The sequence below is a fragment of the Enterobacter sp. UPMP701 genome, from assembly GCF_053709515.1.
Genome location: NZ_JBSKJN010000016.1, coordinates 1 through 19,498, shown reverse-complemented (window position 1 = coordinate 19,498; position 19,498 = coordinate 1). Strand labels below are relative to the sequence as shown.

At 56.8% G+C, this 19,498-nt stretch carries 13 protein-coding genes; 3 read left to right on the top strand and 10 right to left on the bottom strand.

Annotation, left to right across the window (positions count from 1 at the left end):
- Window positions 1-69: 69 nt before the first annotated feature.
- The 7 genes from hmsP to bcsR form a co-directional block, all read right to left on the bottom strand.
- Complete coding sequence (gene hmsP / locus ACWKXT_RS21695; RefSeq protein ID WP_454529502.1) at window positions 70-2,076, bottom strand: biofilm formation regulator HmsP; 2,007 nt, start codon at window positions 2,074-2,076, stop codon at window positions 70-72.
- Window positions 2,077-2,195: 119 nt separating this feature from the next.
- Window positions 2,196-5,678: a cellulose synthase complex outer membrane protein BcsC gene (gene bcsC / locus ACWKXT_RS21690; RefSeq protein WP_454533377.1), complete on the bottom strand. Its 3,483-nt coding sequence runs from the start codon at window positions 5,676-5,678 to the stop codon at window positions 2,196-2,198.
- On the bottom strand, window positions 5,660-6,766 hold the full coding sequence (gene bcsZ, locus ACWKXT_RS21685; RefSeq protein ID WP_454533394.1) for a cellulose synthase complex periplasmic endoglucanase BcsZ: 1,107 nt from the start codon (window positions 6,764-6,766) through the stop codon (window positions 5,660-5,662). The genes bcsC and bcsZ overlap by 19 nt, the downstream gene beginning before the upstream one ends.
- 6 nt (window positions 6,767-6,772) lie before the next feature.
- Complete coding sequence (gene bcsB / locus ACWKXT_RS21680) at window positions 6,773-9,193, bottom strand: cellulose biosynthesis cyclic di-GMP-binding regulatory protein BcsB (RefSeq protein ID WP_454529500.1); 2,421 nt, start codon at window positions 9,191-9,193, stop codon at window positions 6,773-6,775.
- 10 nt (window positions 9,194-9,203) lie between these two features.
- Window positions 9,204-11,819, bottom strand: a complete 2,616-nt coding sequence (gene bcsA, locus ACWKXT_RS21675; protein ID WP_454529499.1) for a UDP-forming cellulose synthase catalytic subunit — start codon at window positions 11,817-11,819, stop codon at window positions 9,204-9,206.
- Window positions 11,816-12,568 (bottom strand): cellulose biosynthesis protein BcsQ, encoded by a 753-nt coding sequence (gene bcsQ / locus ACWKXT_RS21670; RefSeq protein WP_061096790.1) that lies wholly within the window; start codon window positions 12,566-12,568, stop codon window positions 11,816-11,818. Before bcsQ ends, bcsA begins: the two co-directional genes overlap by 4 nt.
- Before the next feature lie 11 nt (window positions 12,569-12,579).
- On the bottom strand, window positions 12,580-12,768 hold the full coding sequence (bcsR, locus tag ACWKXT_RS21665) for a cellulose biosynthesis protein BcsR (RefSeq protein WP_008503237.1): 189 nt from the start codon (window positions 12,766-12,768) through the stop codon (window positions 12,580-12,582).
- Between the two features lie 174 nt (window positions 12,769-12,942).
- Here bcsR and bcsE point away from each other — a divergent pair, with 174 nt between their 5' ends.
- Genes bcsE through bcsG form a run of 3 tightly spaced genes read left to right on the top strand, consistent with a single transcriptional unit; the run spans window position 12,943 to window position 16,368 of the window.
- Window positions 12,943-14,505 (top strand): cellulose biosynthesis c-di-GMP-binding protein BcsE, encoded by a 1,563-nt coding sequence (gene bcsE / locus ACWKXT_RS21660; protein ID WP_454533376.1) that lies wholly within the window; start codon window positions 12,943-12,945, stop codon window positions 14,503-14,505.
- A complete protein-coding gene (gene bcsF, locus ACWKXT_RS21655) occupies window positions 14,502-14,696 on the top strand; it encodes a cellulose biosynthesis protein BcsF (protein WP_454529497.1) in 195 nt (64 codons plus the stop codon). Before bcsE ends, bcsF begins: the two co-directional genes overlap by 4 nt.
- Complete coding sequence (gene bcsG, locus ACWKXT_RS21650) at window positions 14,689-16,368, top strand: cellulose biosynthesis protein BcsG (protein ID WP_454533375.1); 1,680 nt, start codon at window positions 14,689-14,691, stop codon at window positions 16,366-16,368. The genes bcsF and bcsG overlap by 8 nt, the downstream gene beginning before the upstream one ends.
- A gap of 60 nt (window positions 16,369-16,428) precedes the next feature.
- On the opposite strand, the gene ACWKXT_RS21645 is transcribed toward bcsG, so the two are convergent.
- Genes ACWKXT_RS21645 through murB form a run of 3 tightly spaced genes read right to left on the bottom strand, consistent with a single transcriptional unit; the run spans window position 16,429 to window position 19,425 of the window.
- Window positions 16,429-17,421, bottom strand: coding sequence for a glycosyl hydrolase family 8 (locus ACWKXT_RS21645; protein WP_454533393.1), 993 nt, complete (start codon window positions 17,419-17,421; stop codon window positions 16,429-16,431).
- Between the two features lie 16 nt (window positions 17,422-17,437).
- On the bottom strand, window positions 17,438-18,400 hold the full coding sequence (gene birA, locus ACWKXT_RS21640; RefSeq protein ID WP_454529495.1) for a bifunctional biotin--[acetyl-CoA-carboxylase] ligase/biotin operon repressor BirA: 963 nt from the start codon (window positions 18,398-18,400) through the stop codon (window positions 17,438-17,440).
- Window positions 18,397-19,425, bottom strand: a complete 1,029-nt coding sequence (gene murB / locus ACWKXT_RS21635; protein ID WP_454533374.1) for a UDP-N-acetylmuramate dehydrogenase — start codon at window positions 19,423-19,425, stop codon at window positions 18,397-18,399. The genes birA and murB overlap by 4 nt, the downstream gene beginning before the upstream one ends.
- Between the last annotated feature and the right edge of the window lie 73 nt (window positions 19,426-19,498).

Sequence of the window (19,498 nt, the reverse complement as noted above, 5' to 3'; positions counted from 1 at the left end):
AAACGCGGTTCAAATTTGAAACACAAATGTTAAGAACTTTGAGCTGGCTCGCACAAGCCAGCAACAAAATTACACTTTTGCGTTATTGTCAGCACCAGAAAGGTATCGCTGTTCAAAGATATCCGGCGGCACTGCGCGGGCAAAAAGGTAGCCCTGACCGCTCTCCACGCCCGCTTCGGCCAGCCAGGCGCGTTGCGCTTCGGTTTCAATCCCCTCGGCAATAAGATGCAGGTTGAGGCTGCGTGCCATCTGGATAATGGCCTGCACCATGCTGCTGTCTTCCGGCAGCCCGTCGACAAACGATTTATCGATTTTGAGCACGTCCACCGGCAGGGTTTTCATGTGCTGAAGCTGACGCAGCCCGGCGTATCCCATACCAAAATCGTCCAGCGCAATGCGAATGCCGGCATTACGCAGCGGCTTCAGGATGGCGACCGCGTCATTAGGATCGTCAATGCGTCGGCTCTCCGTCACTTCCAGCGTCAGCGTATCAGGCGTGATCCGGTAGCGGTGGATCAGCTCCAGCATCTCGGAGACCATCGTCGGATGCATGAGCTGCAGCGCGGACAAATTGACCGACAGCGGCAGCGTTATGCCGCGCTCCTGCCAGGCGGCAAGCTGACGGCAGGACTCCTCCAGCACCCAGTAACCGACGGTGACCATCAGTCCACAGGATTCGATGCGCTCAATCAGCCCCTCCGGCAGCTCCCATGAGCCATCCGGCTGCTGCACGCGAAGCAGCGCCTCGGCGCTTTTTACTTCACCCGTCTGTAAATTCACCTGCGGCTGTAGCCAGAGGGCAAACTGTCGGTTGTCCAGGGCGGTCAGGATGTCGCTCTCTTCCGTCAGGCGCTGCTGCGCCTTTTCCATCTGCTCCGGGTCGAAGAACTGGATCTGATTTTTCCCTTTGCGCCGGGCGGTAAACGCCGCCGAGAACGCGCGACGGTACAGCTGTTCCGCCGTTAAATCACCATAGTACATGGCGATGCCGATACTGGCGCTCGGACGAAGCTGGATACCCTGTACCGGCAGCCGCTCATTTATGACAGTGAGTACTTGCTGACCTAACGTGATGGCGTGCCACGGCTCTTTCACGCCGTTGGCAATCACCACCAGGTCGTAACCGCTGACCTGCGTCAGCACCATGCGCGGGGCAAGGACAGACTTCACCTTTTCCACCAGCGTCAGCAACAGCATTTCACGCTGGCTCTCTTTAAGCACGCCCGCCGTGTCCTGCAGGGTTTCACAGGCGATAACCATCAGCGCCGTGGTTTGCTGACGCGCAACGGTCTGCTCCAGCATCGCCATCAAAAACGCTTTATTGGGAAGTTCAGACACCGGGAAGCGCGTGGCGCTGTTGTTTAGCTCATCCTGCTGACGCTGGATGCGCTGCTGGTTGAGGTTGTAGCTGCGCACCAGCATACCGATTTCGTCGTCGTGATGAAGGCGCGGCAGCTCAAGCTGGTGCCCCAGCTGATCCTGCGGCGCGAGCCCGTTCAGCTCGCGGGCGATACGGCGCAGCGGGTGGACAATGAGTCGGTTTATACACCACGTCAGCGCCACGCTGAGGATCAGAGTCATAAGTAAGCAAGTGGTCACTAACGTAACGACCCAACTCATGACGAACTTATACATCCGGTACGAGTCCGCCTGCAGAACCAGGTAGGCCAGCGGCTGCGGATTGGCAGGACGTTCCAGCGAATAGAGCGGCAGAGAGATTTGTACCGGCAGCTCGAACAGGCGCATCACCATCATCGGGACAGGACGCTCCGGGATAAAGCTCATCCGCAGCGCCTGAAACTGGTTGGGTAAGACGACGTCGGCGCGGCTAACGACGCCGGCAGGCTGAATGCGTTTTAAAATGGTTTCCGCTTCGGGAATGTCCCCTTTCAGGATCGAGGCAGAGAGCGGAGCGCGCACCGAGCGGGCGATACTTTCTAATTGCGAAGCGGTGTTGTAGCGATTCTGCTGTACGGAATGAAACAGCAGAATTACGCAGAAGAGCAGTACAAACAGCATAGTGACGGCAGAGACCATCGCCATCTGTTTGATCGTTAAGGAACGGCTGACACGCAAAATGACTCTCCACAAAACTCGAAGCGCAGGGCGCGCCAGGGTGTAAACCTGGCGCGCCTGAGTATACCCGATTGCCGCGCTATTAAGAGAGACTTACAAATGGATTAAGGAAAATCCGATTACCAGTCCGCGTAAGGAATAAGCGGCTGCGGCGGTAAGTCCATATCGCCCTGCCATCCTGCAGCAGAGTAGCGCACATAAATCAGCGCATGGCTTGGGGTATAGTCTTTCGCTTCCTGAATATCTACGCCCATACCCACAAACCAGTTCGACGTGACCCGGCGTTCGATAATCGCCCGCGCGGTATAACCCGTGCCGGAGGAACTGCTGCTGGTTTCCATCGCGCCACGGTCGGTGTAGCGGCCTGGCTCATCGGTCGGGATCAGGCTCTGGATCGGGTAACGCAGCTCGTCTTTGGTTTTGGAGTGAGACCAGGACACCGAACCACCCAGCTCCCAGGACCAGTTTTCCGTGCGCTTACGCCAGGTCACCGGCAACGCGAACGAGACATACTCCTGCGGACTGTAGTAGCCGCCCTGACCGAGGGAATAGCCGCTCAGATCCTTGTCGTAGTGCCAGAGCATATTGGAAACACCGACCGACAGGCGCTCGTTGTTTTTATTAATGAGCTTGTAGTAGTAACCCGTCATCCAGCGGACGCGCCAGTTATCTTCCACATTTTTACCGGTCAGCGTTTCCGCGTTCAGGCTTGACCAGACGCCGTTCGCCTCGCCTTTGTCATAGCTGATGCTTACCCCGCCGCCCGTCGCGCGCACGCCGCCCCAGGTGGTGCCAGTATTGGTATCTTTTTGCCCGGCGAACGCCAGCAGAGAGCTGGAGATAGGCCGACGATGGGCGTTGACGGTATAGCCGATGGGGCCTAAATCGCTGCTGTAGCTGATGCCGCCCACCACGTCGACGACGTCAAAGCCCATTGGCGTGGTACCGATATCCATCGCCCAGGTTTTATTCTGCCAGCCGACGGCGACGCTGGCGCCGCTGTCGCTCTGGCTGGTGTTGCCGCTACACGGCGTGTCGTAGCAGGTACCCCATTTAGGATCGTAAGTCCCGTTATTGTTATCAAAGGTACCGGCATCCATGTTGACCAGATCGCTTCTGAAGAACATGCGCCCGTCAGAGAGCGGCGCGTCCACCTGGAGCATGGTGGTATGCGCTTTCAGGTCGGAATAGCCGCCCGTGCCGCTGGAGCCCCAGTAGTCGTGCTGCAGCGTGACGTTAACATCCTGCTGACGGTACAAATCTCCGGCGTCACTGCGCACGCCGCGCTTCAGCCAGTCATCTTTTTCATCGTTGCGCGTCAGGTGGGTGAAGCTGTCGTTATCCACCGGACGCGTCGTGGTGATGCCGGACGACACCATCGCATCTTTATACGTTTCGAGCGCCTGCTGCGGCTGGCCGTTTTGCGTCTGGAAGCGGGCAGCATCACGCAGCACCAGCGCGTTTTCCATAGAGGCGGGCTGTGATTTGGCCTGCGGAATGATTTTACTGAAGGTCTGTTCTGCGGCAGCGGAATCGCCCAGACCCGCCTGCGCCATCGCGATCCGGCGCTGCATATTGAGCGACAGCGGCTGGCCGTTTTGTGCGGCGGGCAGCTTCGCCAGCTCCGCGCGCGCGGCATCGTTGTTACCCTGCGCGCTGTAAATTTCGGTCAGACCGAGGATCGCGTCTTCGTTCTGCGGCTCACGCTGCAGGACCGCGTTGTACGTCGTTTTTGCCGCGTTCAGATCGCCGCGCTGCTGCGCCCAGTCCGCCAGGGTCAGGTCGATGCGGGTGGAGGCTGGCTGCTGACGCAGAAGGTTTTCCGCCTCCTGCTCTTTGCCGCTGTCGCGCAGACGGTTGGCGGTTTCCAGCACCTGGTTGCTTTGCAGGCGGTCGGCAAGCTCCTGAATATTGCCGTTCCACTGGCTGCGCGGCAGGGTATCCAGATGCGCCAGCGCGGCACGGTCCCGATCGTTCCCTGAGAGATAGAGCCCGTTGGCGTAGACCTGATCCGGGTCAGACGGTTTCTGGCTGGCAAGCTGGCGCATCAGGGTATCCGCCTGGCTGCGCTGACCCGCGCTGTAGAGATCGCGCGAGAGACGATAGGTTATCCACACGTCGCCCGGAGAGAGCGCCAGACGGCGACGCTGAATTTCTGCCGCCTGTGCGAATTGCCCCTGATTCTCCAGCTGTTCTGCCTGGGCGGAGAGCTGCTCGTTAGTCAGGCTACGTTCAATATCATCAATGCTCCGGCGCTGGCTGGCGGAAAGCGACTGAATAAACTGCGAGGCTTTCTCCGGGGACTGCGCGCGGTAGATATTGGCCAGGCCGCGAACCGCATTGCTGTTGCCGCTGTCCATACGTAATGCCTGGCGGTAATAACGCTCCGCTGCGTCGTTATCTTTACGCGCCGCGGCGGCATCTCCCAGCCCCAGCACCGCGTAGCTGTCGGTATTGTCGACGTTGCGCGCCTGCTGATAGTAACGCTCCGCCTGTGCCGGGTTATTCGCCTTCAGCGCCGCATCACCCTGCTGGATCAGCAGCCAGTACCGGTTGACCTTCAGCAAGCTGTCCCATTTACCGCGGTTATCGCTCTGCGGATCGAGGGCTATCGCCTTTTCAAACTGTGCCACCGCGCGGGCACGGTCACCTTTCTGGGAATAGGCCTGCCCCAGGGCCCCCACCGCTTCACTGTCGGCATGGTTGGCGCTGACGGCTTTTTGCAGCTCGGCTACCGCCTTACTCCCCTGCCCGGCATCTACCGCCGCGAGCCCTTCCGCTTTTGCGCGGAACGCCGGGTCGGCGAGCTGTTTTTGCTGCGCCTCAAGCTGGGCGCGCGCCGCCGCAACGCTATCGCCGTCGCTGAAGACGGTCAGGTATTTTTGCAGCGCGCTAACGCTGGCGCTGCTGGCAGGCTGATCTTTGATTTGGTCGTACCACATGTCAGACGCCTGGCTGCGGCCGCCGGTGGATTTAGCCATCTCCTGCAGCACCGCAAAGCCTTCATCGCGGCGTCCGCTCTGGAACAGAAGCTGGGCCAGCGTCGTCTGGAGCTGCGTATTCCCGGGGCTGCTGCTGTTTATTTTTTTCAGCTGGTTAATGGCCGCATTGCGACGGGCAGGATCTTTCGCCACCACATTCCAGTATTCCGTCGCGACGTCGCCGCCCGGCGGGTTGCCGTCAAAGAGCTTGTCATAGGCGGCAATCGCCTCCTGCGTATGTCCTGTGGTGGCGAGTAAGCGCGCCTGCTGTAACTGCTGGCGGCCATCCGGGGTGGAAAGCAGCATAGTATTGCGTGAGGACTGGTACACGCTGGAGTCCGGGGCGATCCCTTTCAGGCGATCCAGCTCTTTTTGCGCACCGGCGTTATCGCCCTGGCGCAGCAGGTAGCGAAAGCGGGCGGCAATGACGTCAGGGTTGTTCGGATCGATCAGTTCAAGACGGTAGAGCGACTGACGGACCAAATCTTCGCGATGGGTCGATTCGCCCAGCCGAACCTGTTCCAGCAGCTGTTTTTGCTGCGGCGAGTTGACGGCCTGAGCCAGCGGCATCAGCGCCAGGCCAAGCGATAAGGTGAGTAGATTTACTGTGAACTTGCGCATTCCTGGCCCCAATCCGGTATTAATTCACCTTTAGCGGTGAAGCGAAAACGATGCTGATCCCATCCCTGACCAAAAAGAGTCAATACATAGCTGTAGTAGGCGCTGTTATCGGGAAAATGGTCTGCCACGCGCTGGCGCTGAACCGCCTGGGCATCGCGCTGTTGTAAAAACGGCAGCATTGCGGCAGAGAACCCGACCGGGCCATTGCCGGTGCGTTTACCCGTCGCCACATCCACTTTCTCCGGCGGCACGCCCTGTTTGATTGTCTTTGCCGCCATCGACTGGAAGCGCGTCAGCAGCCGGGCTTTCTGGGGATCGTTATCACTCATCATGCCCACCCAAAGATAGACACGGATGGCGTCATAGCCCCCCACCAGCGTTTTATCCTGCTGTAACCGCCAGCCTTTGTTTTTCTGATACTGCACCCAGTCCGGCGAGAACCCTTTTGGCGCACTCTCCAGAAGCAAGCGCAGATTGGTCTCACGCAGCGTGGTCCACGGCGCGCCATAGCGGGTGAAATAGCTCGCTAACTGTGGAGGAAGGTAGCTGGGGTTAAAGCGCCAGGCGTTTTCATCGGCAAAGCCGACTTTGCCAGGAAGCAGCATTGAGCCGAGCCCCGGCACTTTCACCACTTCCTCGCTGGCAATGCGTTTCAGCAGCGCTTTACCCGTGCGGGTATAGTCCGGGTCTTTCCATAGCCGCCCCGCTTCGAGCAGCGACCAGGCAATCCAGACATCGGCATCTGAGGCGGAGTTGGTATCAATCACCCCCCAGTTTTCTTTGTCTTTCTGCCCCCAGAGCCAGGCGGGCAGACGATCGTTGAGATTGCCGCTGGCAAGGTTATCGCGCGTCCACGTCAGCAGCAGGTCAAACGCGTTACGATCGTTGGCGGCCAGGGCAAAGAACAGCGCGTAGCTTTGCCCTTCCGACGTCGTAATTTTGCGCGTGTCGCTGGGATCAATGACACGTCCCCCCTCGCTGATGTAATCCTTTTTAAATTGCTCCCAGGCAGGCCAGGTGCAGGCGGCGCGAAGAGGGATCGCCGCCAGCATCAACGCTGCCACTACGCACCAGCGAAAGGCTTTCATCACCACTTACTCATCCGGGTTGAGGCGACGACGGCTGATGATACGCAGCAGACGCCACAGCACCCATGCCAGCAAGACCACGCTGACCGCAGCCAGGATGGCGAGCAGAACCGGATGGTTCGACAGCGCATACCACAGACGTTCGAACCACGGCAGATGGCCGACATAGTACACATCACCCACGCGCAGGCTATTGACGCCGGACTCGCGGATCACCGACACCGAGCCAAACATCGCGGCACGTTTGCCGCTGTCGTTCATCGCGGTATTCAGCAGCTCATAGCCACGCGGGCTGTCCGCCAGCAGGGCTATCACGCTACGCTGATCGTTGTAAGGAGACTGGAAGCCCACCACCGCAGCCATCGCCCCCTGAGAGGTTACGGCCGTCTGTGCGCTGGCCTTGCGGTCGTTCACATCCGGCATAATGCTCGGGAACTCGGTCTGGCGCAGCGGCGTGTTAACCCACGACTCGGTGGCTTTCACCAGCAGGTCGATACGTTTGTCATCCTTCAGCTTATCCGGAATGGTGCCAATCACCATAATGTCCGCATCTTTGTTCTGGATCTGGCTGCCATCGTCCGTCAATGTGACGTTAATTGCCGGTAATCCCGTCTGCGCGCCTACGGTTGCCATGGTGTCGAGCAGGGTCGTGACCTGACCTTCGTTTGGCGCTTTTGGCATCACCACAATGGATTCAGAGAGATCGGCCATGCGGCTGAACGGGAAGCCCGCGTTCGCAAAGGCACGCAGATCCGGCATCGCCAGGAAGTGATAGTACTTCGAGAAGTCGATGGTCGACTCATCGCCAATCACCACGTGGTTCTGCACCGGCTGGAAGGTGATGCAGTTATCCACCGAGCCGCCAGGCATCGGGTTCATGTACTGGAAATCAAAACGCAGCTGGTTGATCGCGCCAAGCTTCAGCGCAGGAATAGAGACGTCCGTTTTACCGTCCAGCAGCCCCTGCAACACCGGCAGACGGAGCATCAGACGGTTAGTGTCCTGGGTGCTTTGCAGGCTGAACGATTGCAGGAACTGGTTGTTCAGGCTGATATCCATGCGCGAGCTGTCTTTCGTTGCCGGCGCGGTATAGCGGTAGTTAAGATTGATATCAATGCCGTTGGTACGCAGCAGGTACAGATCCGGCGGCAGGTTCAGCGACAGGCTAATTGGCGCTGGCTCAAGGCCGGACGCCTGCAGCTGCTCTTCATAGGTTTTCAGCTCGCCAAACGTCACGGCACGGTCGGTACGCACCCAGTTTGGCGCGTCATAAGGTTTACGCGCCAGCAGCGGCTTAACTTCGTCCACCACCACGCTGTTGCCGCGGAAAAGGACGTTGCCCTGGGCAATCGCTTTTGCGGCCTGAACCAGATCTTTATCATCACGACCAAAGACCACCAGCAGCTTCACGTACGGGTTATCCGGGTGGCTTACCATCTCAATGGTTGGCGCTTTGACTTCCGGGTGGTCGCGCAGGAAGCCCGGACGCTTGGCGTTAGTTGCAAAGACAATCGCGTTTCTGTCCGGCATTTTGTCATACATCACCGGGAAGTTCTGGCCACGCCAGCCAGAGCGGGAACCAAACCAGGAGGCCACAATGGTCGCCGCTAGCTGCTCGGTCACGTCAGGGGATGAGGCAAACACCATCGGCAGCGTGAGCGGACGGTTATCACGCGGGTCGAAGAACGGAACCGGGAACGCCGACAGATCGTTTTTCAGCGCCAGCGGCTGGTAGGTCATCTGCAGCGAGGAGTTACGCCCGACGTCCAGCCACAGCGTGTTGCTGGCAGGGTTTTCGCAGACATCGCGGTAGTGACCAACAAACTCCAGACGGATACGGTTAAAGTCGGTGATGAACAGCGGGTTGATCGGCACCTGCGCCTGGGTTTTCTTGCCCAACTGCTCTTTGGTCACCGGCAGAACGTCCATCAGCTCATCGTTGAGATAGACCTTCAGCTGAGACTGCGTCGGCAGCAGGGAGGGCGACGGGGTGTATTCAAGGTTCAGTACCGCATTCGAGACAACCTCATCGCTGCGCATACCGAATTCAATGCTGCCGTTAGGGTTGATGCCGCGCAGCACCATGCTGCCCGGCGGCGGCGCGATTTGTGCGAAGGTTAGCTTCACGTCCCGCGACGGCGCATTATCCGCGACAACGGGCGCGTTAGCTCCCCGTACGCCCGGCATCACCTGACCGATGATCTGGCTGTCTGCCGGCAGGGTGTTCCCCTCCGTTGGCTGGTTCGGAATGACGTTTTCTGTTTGACCGGGTGCCGCCGTAACAACCGGATCGGTTGCCTGCGCGACCACGGGCACCGTTGGCGCAGGCGTAGCCGCTGCGTTACCAGGTGCTGCGTTAGCCATTGTTGCGGGGAGTGCACTCACTCCCATTGCCACTGCACATAACCAGGAAAGTTTTGTTTTCATCGCGTTATCATCATTGTTGAGCCATAACCGGGTCCGCCTGCTTCGCCTCATCCCGCTCAGGACGACGAGGAATGAACGACACGACCCAGGAAACCAGCGAAGTAAGTGACCGGAAAATTAATTTCACCGACGACGGGGCAAATTCTGCAAGGTGACGATAGCCACGGAACCCCAGCTTCAGAATATCCAGCAGGCTTTCCAGAGGTTTATCTTCCGGGAAGCTGTCCTGCCAGAGAGCCCATGTATCCGCACGGGCAAACGTACATTGCACAAAATCAATGTGTTGCTTTTTGGTCAACGGCATCAGCTGCAGACCTACCTCACTACCTGCCACACGCACAACCTGCGTCGGGAAGACGTACTCCTGCTGGCCGCGTTTAAGCAGCAGGTTAACCTTCTGCCCTTCCAGCACTTTCGCCTGGCCGTTGATTTTGATCCCCAGACCACCGTCAGAGAAGTCGTGCACCGTACAGGAGAAGAGATGACCATCTTCACGGGCAATCGCCGCAGGCATGCAGATTTCAACGCGATGCGCGCGACGAACCTGTTTACTTTCCACCGACACCGCCACCGCGCCACCGAGGATAATCAGGTTGTAGAACACCCAGGCCATACTGACGAAGACGGTCAGGATTTCGTTTTCCGGGCCGTAGAAGTAACGCCAGATACCGGCGATGACGCCAACGATATTCAGCAGCACCAGGAAAATATACGGACGGGAGATCACCCAGTCGACGTACTCCTCTTCTACCAGGCCGCCCTTCGCGGTGACGTTGAATTTCCCTTTATGCGGGTTAATCAGCGCCACCATCGTCGGCGGCGCGATGTACCAGGCCAGCACCGTTTCGTAGATTTCACTCCAGAAGGAATGGCGGTATTTACCCTGTATCTTCGAGTTTGTCAGGCTCGCGTGGATCATGTGCGGCAGAACAAACAGCGCGATCATCAGCGCGGGCGCGTAGATGATATAGGCGTGAAGCAGCAGGAACGCCAGCGGCGCGGTCAGGAAGATCAGACGCGGAATACCGGATAAGAAGTGGAACATGGCGTTGACGTAGCAAAGACGCTGCGCCAGCTTAAGCCCTTTGCCTATCAGCGGGTTATCAAGACGGAAAATCTGCACCATGCCGCGCGCCCAGCGAATACGCTGGCCAATGTGCGCCGAGAGAGATTCCGTCGCCAGACCGGCAGCCTGAGGAATACGCATGTAGGCAGAGGTATAGCCCCGACGGTGCAGGCGCAGAGAGGTGTGCGCATCTTCAGTGACCGTCTCGACCGCAATACCGCCAATTTCATCCAGCGGTTTACGGCGGATAACCGCACAGGAGCCGCAGAAGAAGGTGGCATCCCACATGTCGTTCCCGTCCTGTACGAGGCCATAGAACAGCGTGCCTTCGTTCGGGGTTTTACGGAAGCGGCCAAGGTTACGTTCAAACGGGTCCGGCGAGAAGAAGTGGTGCGGCGTCTGCATCATCGCCAGCTCTTTCTCTTTCAGGAACCAGCCCATGGTCATCTGCAGGAACGAGCGCGTCGGCACATGGTCGCAGTCAAAGATCGAGACAAATTCGCCGGTGGCATACTTCAGCGCGTTGTTGATGTTCCCTGCCTTCGCGTGTTCGTGAGTCGGACGGGCGATGTACTCGACGCCAACCTCTTCGGCAAACTGGCGAAACGCCGGGCGGTTGCCGTCATCCAGGATCCAGACTTTGAGCTTATCTTTCGGCCAGTCGATGCCCAGCGCGGCATAGATGGTGTTTTTCACCACGCTCAGGTCTTCGTTGTAGGTCGGGACGAAGAGATCGACGGTCGGCCACTGCGTGGTGTCTTTCGGCAGCGGAACCGGCTGGCGGTTGAGCGGCCAGATCACCTGGAAATAGCCCAGCACCAGCACAATCCACGCGTAGGTTTCCGCAAACAGCAGCACCAGACCGCACACCAGGCTGACCGGATCGTCCCAGTTCAGCGTTGAGGTATAACGCCACCAGATGTACCGACAGGAAACCGTCAGCGACAGCACAATCAGCATCAGCGCTGAGAAACGGCCCGGAATACGGCGAACCAGCAACGCTACGCCCCACAGCAGGATCAGGAAGGTGAACTGCGCCAGGGGGTTGAAGGGCTGCGTGATACAGACCAGCGCCAGAATGAGCGAGAACACGACAATCACGCCAAGGATAAAACGCCGTAAGCCCGGGTGGAGATGCCCGAGCTCTTTATGGTTATCCAGATGGCTGGTTTTATCGCTGACGCTATCGGGCAGTTTATCCAGCCACTGGTGATAGCGTTCGCGTAGCTGCTGTACGCGGGAGTAGCTGCGCCAGTGCGGCGTTATTTTCTCCGCACGGGATGACGTGACCGCCAGCCAGATGGCCTGAATAAGATAGCGCGCCGGATCCAAAGGCCGTGGCCGGTCGGGGTTAATGTGGGGATATAATTCGCCGTGGCGCGCACGTATGCGCTGCCAGCGCGGGTGTTCGAGTGGAATGAACGTCCAGGCCAGAATCATCCAGAAACAGCCGAGCGCAGCGCTGAATGCCGGGGCACCATGCCGGCGAAAGTGCCGGTAATGGTCGCTCAAACGCGAACTGACCGGCGGGATAAGAAGCCAGCTGGCGAGTCGACTCATACCGAACTCCCCGCCGGCTCCGCCTTGCTGGCGAAGTTCAGCAGACACCAGTTAGCCAGCGTCAGGATCTCTTCTGCTGCCAGCGAGTCGCTGCGGTATTCGCCGAGCGGCTGCTTGGAGGCGAGGCATTCCGCCATTCCTTCATCACGATGAATCACAATCGGCAGCAGGCGTCGCTGGCTTTGCAGCCAGACCTGGTAGAGATCGTCCTGAATTTGGCTGCCAATGCGTAAATCGTTAATCAGGAGATGCGCATTCTGAGGCAGTCCCTGCTGATGCAGGCGAATATGGCAGTTCGCATCAACGTTCACGATGGAAAGCACATGGTCGCACTGGGCGATAAGCTGCCGGGTAAGCGTGCCGGCGCCGTGCGGCAGATCCAGCAGGATCCACTGGTAATGCCCCTTCTCTTTCAGGCTCTGCAGCGCAAGCGTGAACTGCGAAAACAGACGCTGATAGGCGGCTTCATTTTCGCGCTCCGTGGTGGTCAGTTGACCAAAAGGCAGCAAATCCAGCTGGGAGGTGTAACGCAGACCTGCGTCCCGCCAGTCTTTGTCATCAAGCAGTGCGCGGGCCCAGCCCTCTTCGCGCGTGAAATCGACGTTGAACGACATACGCAGCAAATTATCGGCACAGGCATCAATCACCAGCACCGATTCACCTAAAAGCTGTAATGACCACGCCAGCGCCGCGGTAACAGATGTGGTACCCACACCGCCACGGACGCCCTGTAATCCGAGTATGGCCATCAATGGCTCCCTTATTGTTGATGGGCAAATTCAGCTAATAACGGCCAGCGTTTAATAGCCGCGGCCAACTGTTCCCGCTGGGAAATATCGGTGTAATCTATTTCGGGTAAAGAAAAGGCCTGCGTTAGCGCCAGAAAATCGTTCTGGAAAGTGTAACCCAGGGTCGAGTCAACTGGGGTTCCGGGTTCGTTATTATCCATTCTTTTTCCATCCCTTTGAGGAAAATCGCACGCTCAGAAGTCGCGGGGCGTCCTGCCCTGACAAATTTCATTTACATGCTAAATCTGATGTTCTTTAATTTCAATGTTAGGTTTATTTCTACGCTTTCGCTAGTAAACTGAGATACAGATAAATTAGACGAAAAGAGGGACACCGTGGACTCCATATTTTCTATTGGCATCCAGTCATTATGGGACGAATTGAGCCACATGCCAGTCGGTGGAGTCTGGTGGATTAATACGGATCGTAATGAAGATGCTATCAGTCTGGTAAACCAGACAATTGCCGCTCAGGATAGGGATTCCCGCGTGGCCGTCATTAGTATGGGCGAAGAGCCGAAAAACATTATTACGCTTGAAAGCGACCGCGGACCTCAGACCGTACGATTATTTTCCATGTCAGCGGAAGCGGATAGTCTATACTTTTTGTCCCGCGACATTCAGTGCTCTATTGATCCGGATCACTATTTAGTGATTCTGAAATGTGCAAATAACGTCCTGCAAAATATTCCTGCCGAAAAACTGCTGCCGTGGCTGGAAAAAATCAATAAATGGGCAAAGTTTCAAAATTGCACGCTATTGGTCGTCAACCCCGGCAGTAATAATGACAAGCTGTTCTCACTTTTAATGGGTGAATATCGTTCCCTGTTTGGTCTGGCAAGCCTTCGTGACCAGGCGGGCAGCTATCTCTACGATATCGCCTTCTGGTGTAACGAAAAAGGCGTGAGCGCAAGGCAACAGCTGACCCTTAGTCATCACGAGGGGAAATGGCACCTGGCACAGCAGGAAGAAACGGTGGTGCAGCCGCGCAGCGATGAAAAGCGCATTCTGAGCCATATTGCCGTTTTAGAAGGCGCGCCTGCTCTGTCGGAAAACTGGTCGCTGTTTGAATCTAACGAAGCGCTTTTTCATGAAGCCCGTACCACCCAGGCGGCTACCCTCGTTTTCTCGTTGATGCAAAATAACCAGATTGAGACGCTGGCGAGACAAATTCATACCTTGCGCCGCCAGCGCGGAAGCGCGTTAAAAATTATCGTGCGCGAAAACAATACCAGCCTGCGCGCCACCGATGAACGTTTACTGCTTGGCTGCGGGGCCAATATGGTTATCCCCTGGAATGCGCCGCTGTCACGTTGCCTGACGCTCATTGAAAGCGTTCAGGGCCAGCAGTTCAGCCGCCATGTACCGGAAGACATCTCCACGCTGCTCTCCATGACCCAGCCGATGAAGCTGCGCGGCTACCAGAAATGGGATACGTTCTGCGATGCCGTCGGCAACATGATGAACAACACGTTACTGCCTGCGGACGGTAAAGGCGTTATGGTTGCCCTGCGACCTGTACCGGGCATTCGCGTTGAGCAGGCGCTCACCTTATGCCGCCCGAACCGCACAGGGGACATCATGACCATTGGCGACAATCGGCTGGTGCTGTTTTTGTCCTTCTGCCGGGTGAACGATCTCGATACCGCGCTGAACCACATCTTCCCCCTGCCTACCGGGGATATTTTCTCAAACCGTATGATTTGGTTCGAAGATAATTCTATCAGCGCGGAGCTGGTGCAGATGCGCGCGCTTCAGCCTGAACAATGGGCTAAACCACTCGCGATTACGAGCGATGTGAAGCCGATCCTCAACGCCAGACATGATGGACACGTCTGGCGCCGGGTTCCGGAGCCCCTTCGCTTATTAACAGACAATGCGGAGAACGCACCATCATGAATATCAGCGATATCCTGCAACTGGTTATATTCTGTGCGCTGATTTTTTTCCCGCTTGGCTACTATGCGCGCCATTCCATACGTCGTATCCGTGATACGGCCAGAGTGATGTTTGTAAAACCTCGCTATGTAAAACCAGCCGGAACACTGACACGGGCATCACACGTCAAGGCAGACCGAAAACATGACTAATTCTACCTATACCGCTTCGTCACCTTCGCCGCTCTGGCAATACTGGCGCGGTCTTTCCGGCTGGAACTTCTACTTTCTGGTGAAGTTTGGTCTGCTTTGGGCAGGCTATCTGAATTTCCATCCCCTGCTTAACCTGGTGTTTATGGCCTTCCTGCTGATGCCTCTGCCAAACATCAGGCTGCATCGTTTACGTCACTGGGTGGCTATCCCCATCGGCTTTGCGTTGTTCTGGCACGATACCTGGCTGCCTGGCCCGGAAAGCATTATGAGCCAGGGGTCACAGGTTGCGGGTTTCAGCGCAGACTATATGCTTGATCTGACTGAGCGCTTTATTAACTGGCAGATGATTGGCGCCGTCTTTGTTCTGCTGGTTGCCTGGCTTTTCCTGTCCCAGTGGATCCGCGTCACGGTGTTTGTCGTCGCGATGATGATCTGGCTTAACGTGCTGACGCTGGCGGGACCAGACTTTTCCCTGTGGCCTGCTGGCCAGCCGACGACAACGGTGACCACGACGGGAGGAAGCGCAGCGGCTACCGTGACAACGGCTGGCGATACACCGGTGGTGGGCGATATTCCAACGCAGACCGCGCCGCCAACCTCCACCAATCTCAATGCGTGGCTCTCCAGCTTCTATACCGCTGAAGATAAGCGACAGACGAAATTCCCGGATGCGCTGCCAGCCGATGCGCAGCCGTTTGAGCTGCTGGTGATTAACATCTGCTCCCTCTCCTGGGCCGATGTGGATGCCGCCGGGTTAATGTCTCACCCGCTGTGGTCCCATTTTGACATCCAGTTTAAAGATTTTAACTCTGCCACCTCGTACAGCGGCCCGGCGGCAATCCGCCTGCTGCGTGCAAGCTGCGGTCAAACGTCGCATAAAAACCTGTATCAGCCCGCCGGTAACCAGTGTTATCTGTTCGATAACCTCGCGAAACTGGGCTTTACGCAGCATCTGATGCTGGGGCATAACGGCCAGTTCGGTAACTTCCTGAAGGAGGTTCGTGAACAGGGCGGCATGCAGGCGCCGCTAATGGATCAAACCGGTCTTCCCGTAACGCTGCTGGGCTTCGACGGTTCGCCGGTTTATGACGATACCGCCGTGCTGCAACGCTGGCTGCAGACCATCGAAAAAGACAACAATCCGCGCAGTGCGACCTTCTATAACACCCTGCCGCTTCACGACGGTAACCATTTCCCGGGCGTGAGCAAAACGGCGGATTATAAAGTGCGGGCGCAGAAATTCTTCGACGAGCTGGACGCGTTCTTCACGGAGCTGGAAAAATCCGGCCGTAAAGTAATGGTGGTTGTAGTGCCTGAACACGGTGGCGCGCTGAAAGGTGACAGAATGCAGGTGTCCGGCCTGCGTGATATCCCAAGCCCGTCCATCACCAACGTGCCTGCAGGCATTAAATTCTTTGGAATGAAGGCTCCGCACCAGGGCGCGCCAATCGAGATTAGCCAGCCAACCAGCTACCTGGCGATCTCAGAACTGGTGGCCCGCGCCGTTGACGGGAAGCTGTTTGTGGAAGTTAGCGTGAACTGGGATCAGCTCACCAGCAATCTGCCGCAAACGGCAGAGGTCTCCGAGAACGCCAACGCGGTGGTGATTCAGTATCAGAACAAACCGTACGTTCGCCTGAACGGCGGGGACTGGGTACCGTATCCGCAGTAACTGATTTACCCCTCACCCTAACCCTCTCCCCTTAGGGGAGAGGGGATAGTCAGTGCGTTATTATTGCGCTGAAATCCACACCAGCATTTTCAGGCTTGCAGAATAATAGTCGTCTTTAGAGGTGATTTCGGGTTCGCCGGAAGACTCCCCCATCGTTAAATCCCTCACCGCCAGCAGACCGCCCTCCATCATGTAGGGCGCATATTCGTTGGTCGTGACGTTAACCCAGGCGGGGGTGTGTTCCCGGGGGAACTGACCGAACCAGTCCTTCCACGGCGTCAGCAGCGGGCTTTGCTTATCAGACCAGGCAAGGTACAGCGGAATACGAATTGCGTCGTAGCTCATCCGCGGCGGCCAGCCTTTGGCCGGTGTTAACTTGCCAGCGGATGTCAGCGAAACCCAATCCGTGGGCAGATTCGCTTTCCCCGATCCCATTTTTCCCAGCAGACGTTTCCCGTCCTTTATCAACTCACGCCAGACCGGTAAATGACTGCGCCCGGCAAAATCCTGCCAGGCCGGAAACACGAAATAGGAAGGGTTCAGGACCACTTCACCGTCAAGCTTAAATCCCCCGACGCCGGGCAGCATTACACGGTAACCCGCATAGCGGATCACGCTGTGGTCAGTCAGTGCTTTTGTAATCGCATCCGAGGCGGCGCTGTAGCGTTTGTCATGCCAGCGGGCATCGGCTTTGAGCAACGCCCAGGCGATCAGGACATCGCCATCTGCGGCGTTGTTTTTGTCGGCGACCGGGTTGGACTCAGCGGGGTTATAGCGCCAGTAAAAAAGACCGCTATCTTTGTTCCTGAGCGTAGTGTCGGTCCATTGCCAGAGCTTATCGAACGTGGCTTTATCATCGTTAGCCACCGCCATCAGCATGGCGAAACCCTGGCCTTCCGTATGCGAAACGTTGCCATTGCCGGAATCGACAATTCGCCCATCCGGTTTGAAGAAGCGCGCTTTATAACTCTCCCAGGCCTGGCCCGCCTGAGAGAAAGGCGAAAACAGCATACTCATCATGACAGCCAGCGCGACGCAGATGGGTTTTCGCATCATTCGTTCAATCCAGTTATTCGGCGCTTCGCAGGGAAATCTCACCGCCCACCCAGGGCTTGATGGTGCCGTCCTGCTCCAGAAGCAGCGCGCCCTGTGCGTCAATACCACGGGAAATACCGTAAATTTCTTTATCACCAATCAGCAGTTTAACCGGTCGGTTGATGAAGTTATCCAGCTTTTCCCAACGAGACAGGAACGGTGCCAGGCCTTCCTGTTCAAAAAGCGTGAGTGAACTGCGCAGCTCTTTAATCATACGCACGGCAAGGGTGTTACGATCGATGACGATCCCCGCCTCCTGCAGGTTGGTCCAGGCCTGATTGACCACGTCATTTTGGACATTGCGCATCACCATATTGAGTCCCGCGCCAATGACAATTTGCGCTGCATCACCGGTTTTCCCCGTCAGTTCGACCAGAATCCCGGCAAGTTTACGATCGTTAAGGTAAAGATCGTTTGGCCATTTAACGCGCACTCGATCGGCACCCAGATCGTGCAGCACTTCCGCCATGACAATACCAATAACCAGGCTCAAGCCGATGGCAGCGGCAGGGCCCTGCTCCAGGCGCCAGTACATGGACAGATAAAGATTAGCGCCAAATGGCGAGAACCATTTTCGGCCTCGACGGCCACGCCCGGCCTGCTGATACTCGGCAACACAGGCATCACCGGAGGAGAGTTCGCTCAGCCGATCCATAAGGTACTGGTTCGTCGAATCAATTACCGGTAGCACCGCAACATTGCCGTATCCAATCTGGCTGCGAATTGTCTCTTCATTCAGTAATTGAATAGGCTCCGGCAGGCTGTACCCTTTTCCAGGCACCGTGAACACATCAACACCCCAGTCGCGAAGTGTCTGGATATGCTTGTTAATGCCAGCACGACTCATGCCCAGCCGTTCACCCAACTGCTCGCCAGAATGAAACTCCCCGTCAGCAAGGATGCTAATCAGGGTTAACGGAATGGTATTGTCCTTCACGCGATAGTCTCCACGGCATTGACTTCACCAGCGCGACCAATGAAGCGGACTTCTGGCTCCAGCCAGACGTTAAACTTTTCACCCACACGCTGACGAACATAATGGGCCAGCTGTACAACATCATCGCTGGTCGCATTGCATTGATTAATCAGTACCAGAGCCTGCTGCTGGTGAACGGCAGCGCCACCCACTGACGTGCCTTTTAACTGGCATTGATCGATAAGCCAGCCTGCAGCCAGCTTCACGCTGCTATCTGCCTGAGGATAATGTGGCGCAGTGGGCCATCCTTTAAGAAAAGCTTTTGCATTTTCGCTGCTGATAACCGGGTTTTTGAAGAAGCTTCCTGCATTTCCGTTTACTTTCGGATCGGGAAGTTTGGTCATTCGCATATGGCAAACTGAGTCAAACACCTCACGGGGAGTGATGGTTGCCGGATCGAGCCGCGTTAAATCGCCATAGGTCAGCACCGGTTGCCAGTTCTTCGACAGACGCAGGCCTACGGCGACAATCACGTAGCGATCCTGATATTCATGCTTGAAGATACTGTCACGATAGCCAAAACGGCACTGTTCTGCCGTTAAACGCTTAGCCGTTCCGGTCGCCAGTTCGATGCAGTCGACATATTCACAGACATGTTTCAGTTCGATGCCGTAGGCACCGATGTTTTGAATGGGTGACGATCCGGCGCAGCCTGGAATCAGCGCAAGGTTTTCCAGACCCGGCATCCCTTTTTCGAGGGTAAATTGCACCAGCTGATGCCAGTTTTCTCCGGCCCCCACGTGCAGATGCCAGCTATCGGCACGCTCTTCCACATCAATGCCCATGATGCGGTTAACGATCACTGTTCCCGCAAAATCATCGAGAAACAGGACATTGCTTCCTTCGCCCAGAATCAGTACGGGTTCGTTATTTTCGGTTGCGCTTTGCCATGCATCCAGCAGCTGCTGTGCAGTATCGGCACGTACAATTTGATTAGCATTGCGTTGAATGCCAAAGGTATTCCAGGGCTTAAGGGAGTGGTTCATAGACGCTATCCTGATGCAAAAACGCAGGTAGTTTACCGTATAAGCAGGGCGTTGGGGGATTAGTTTGTGCAGC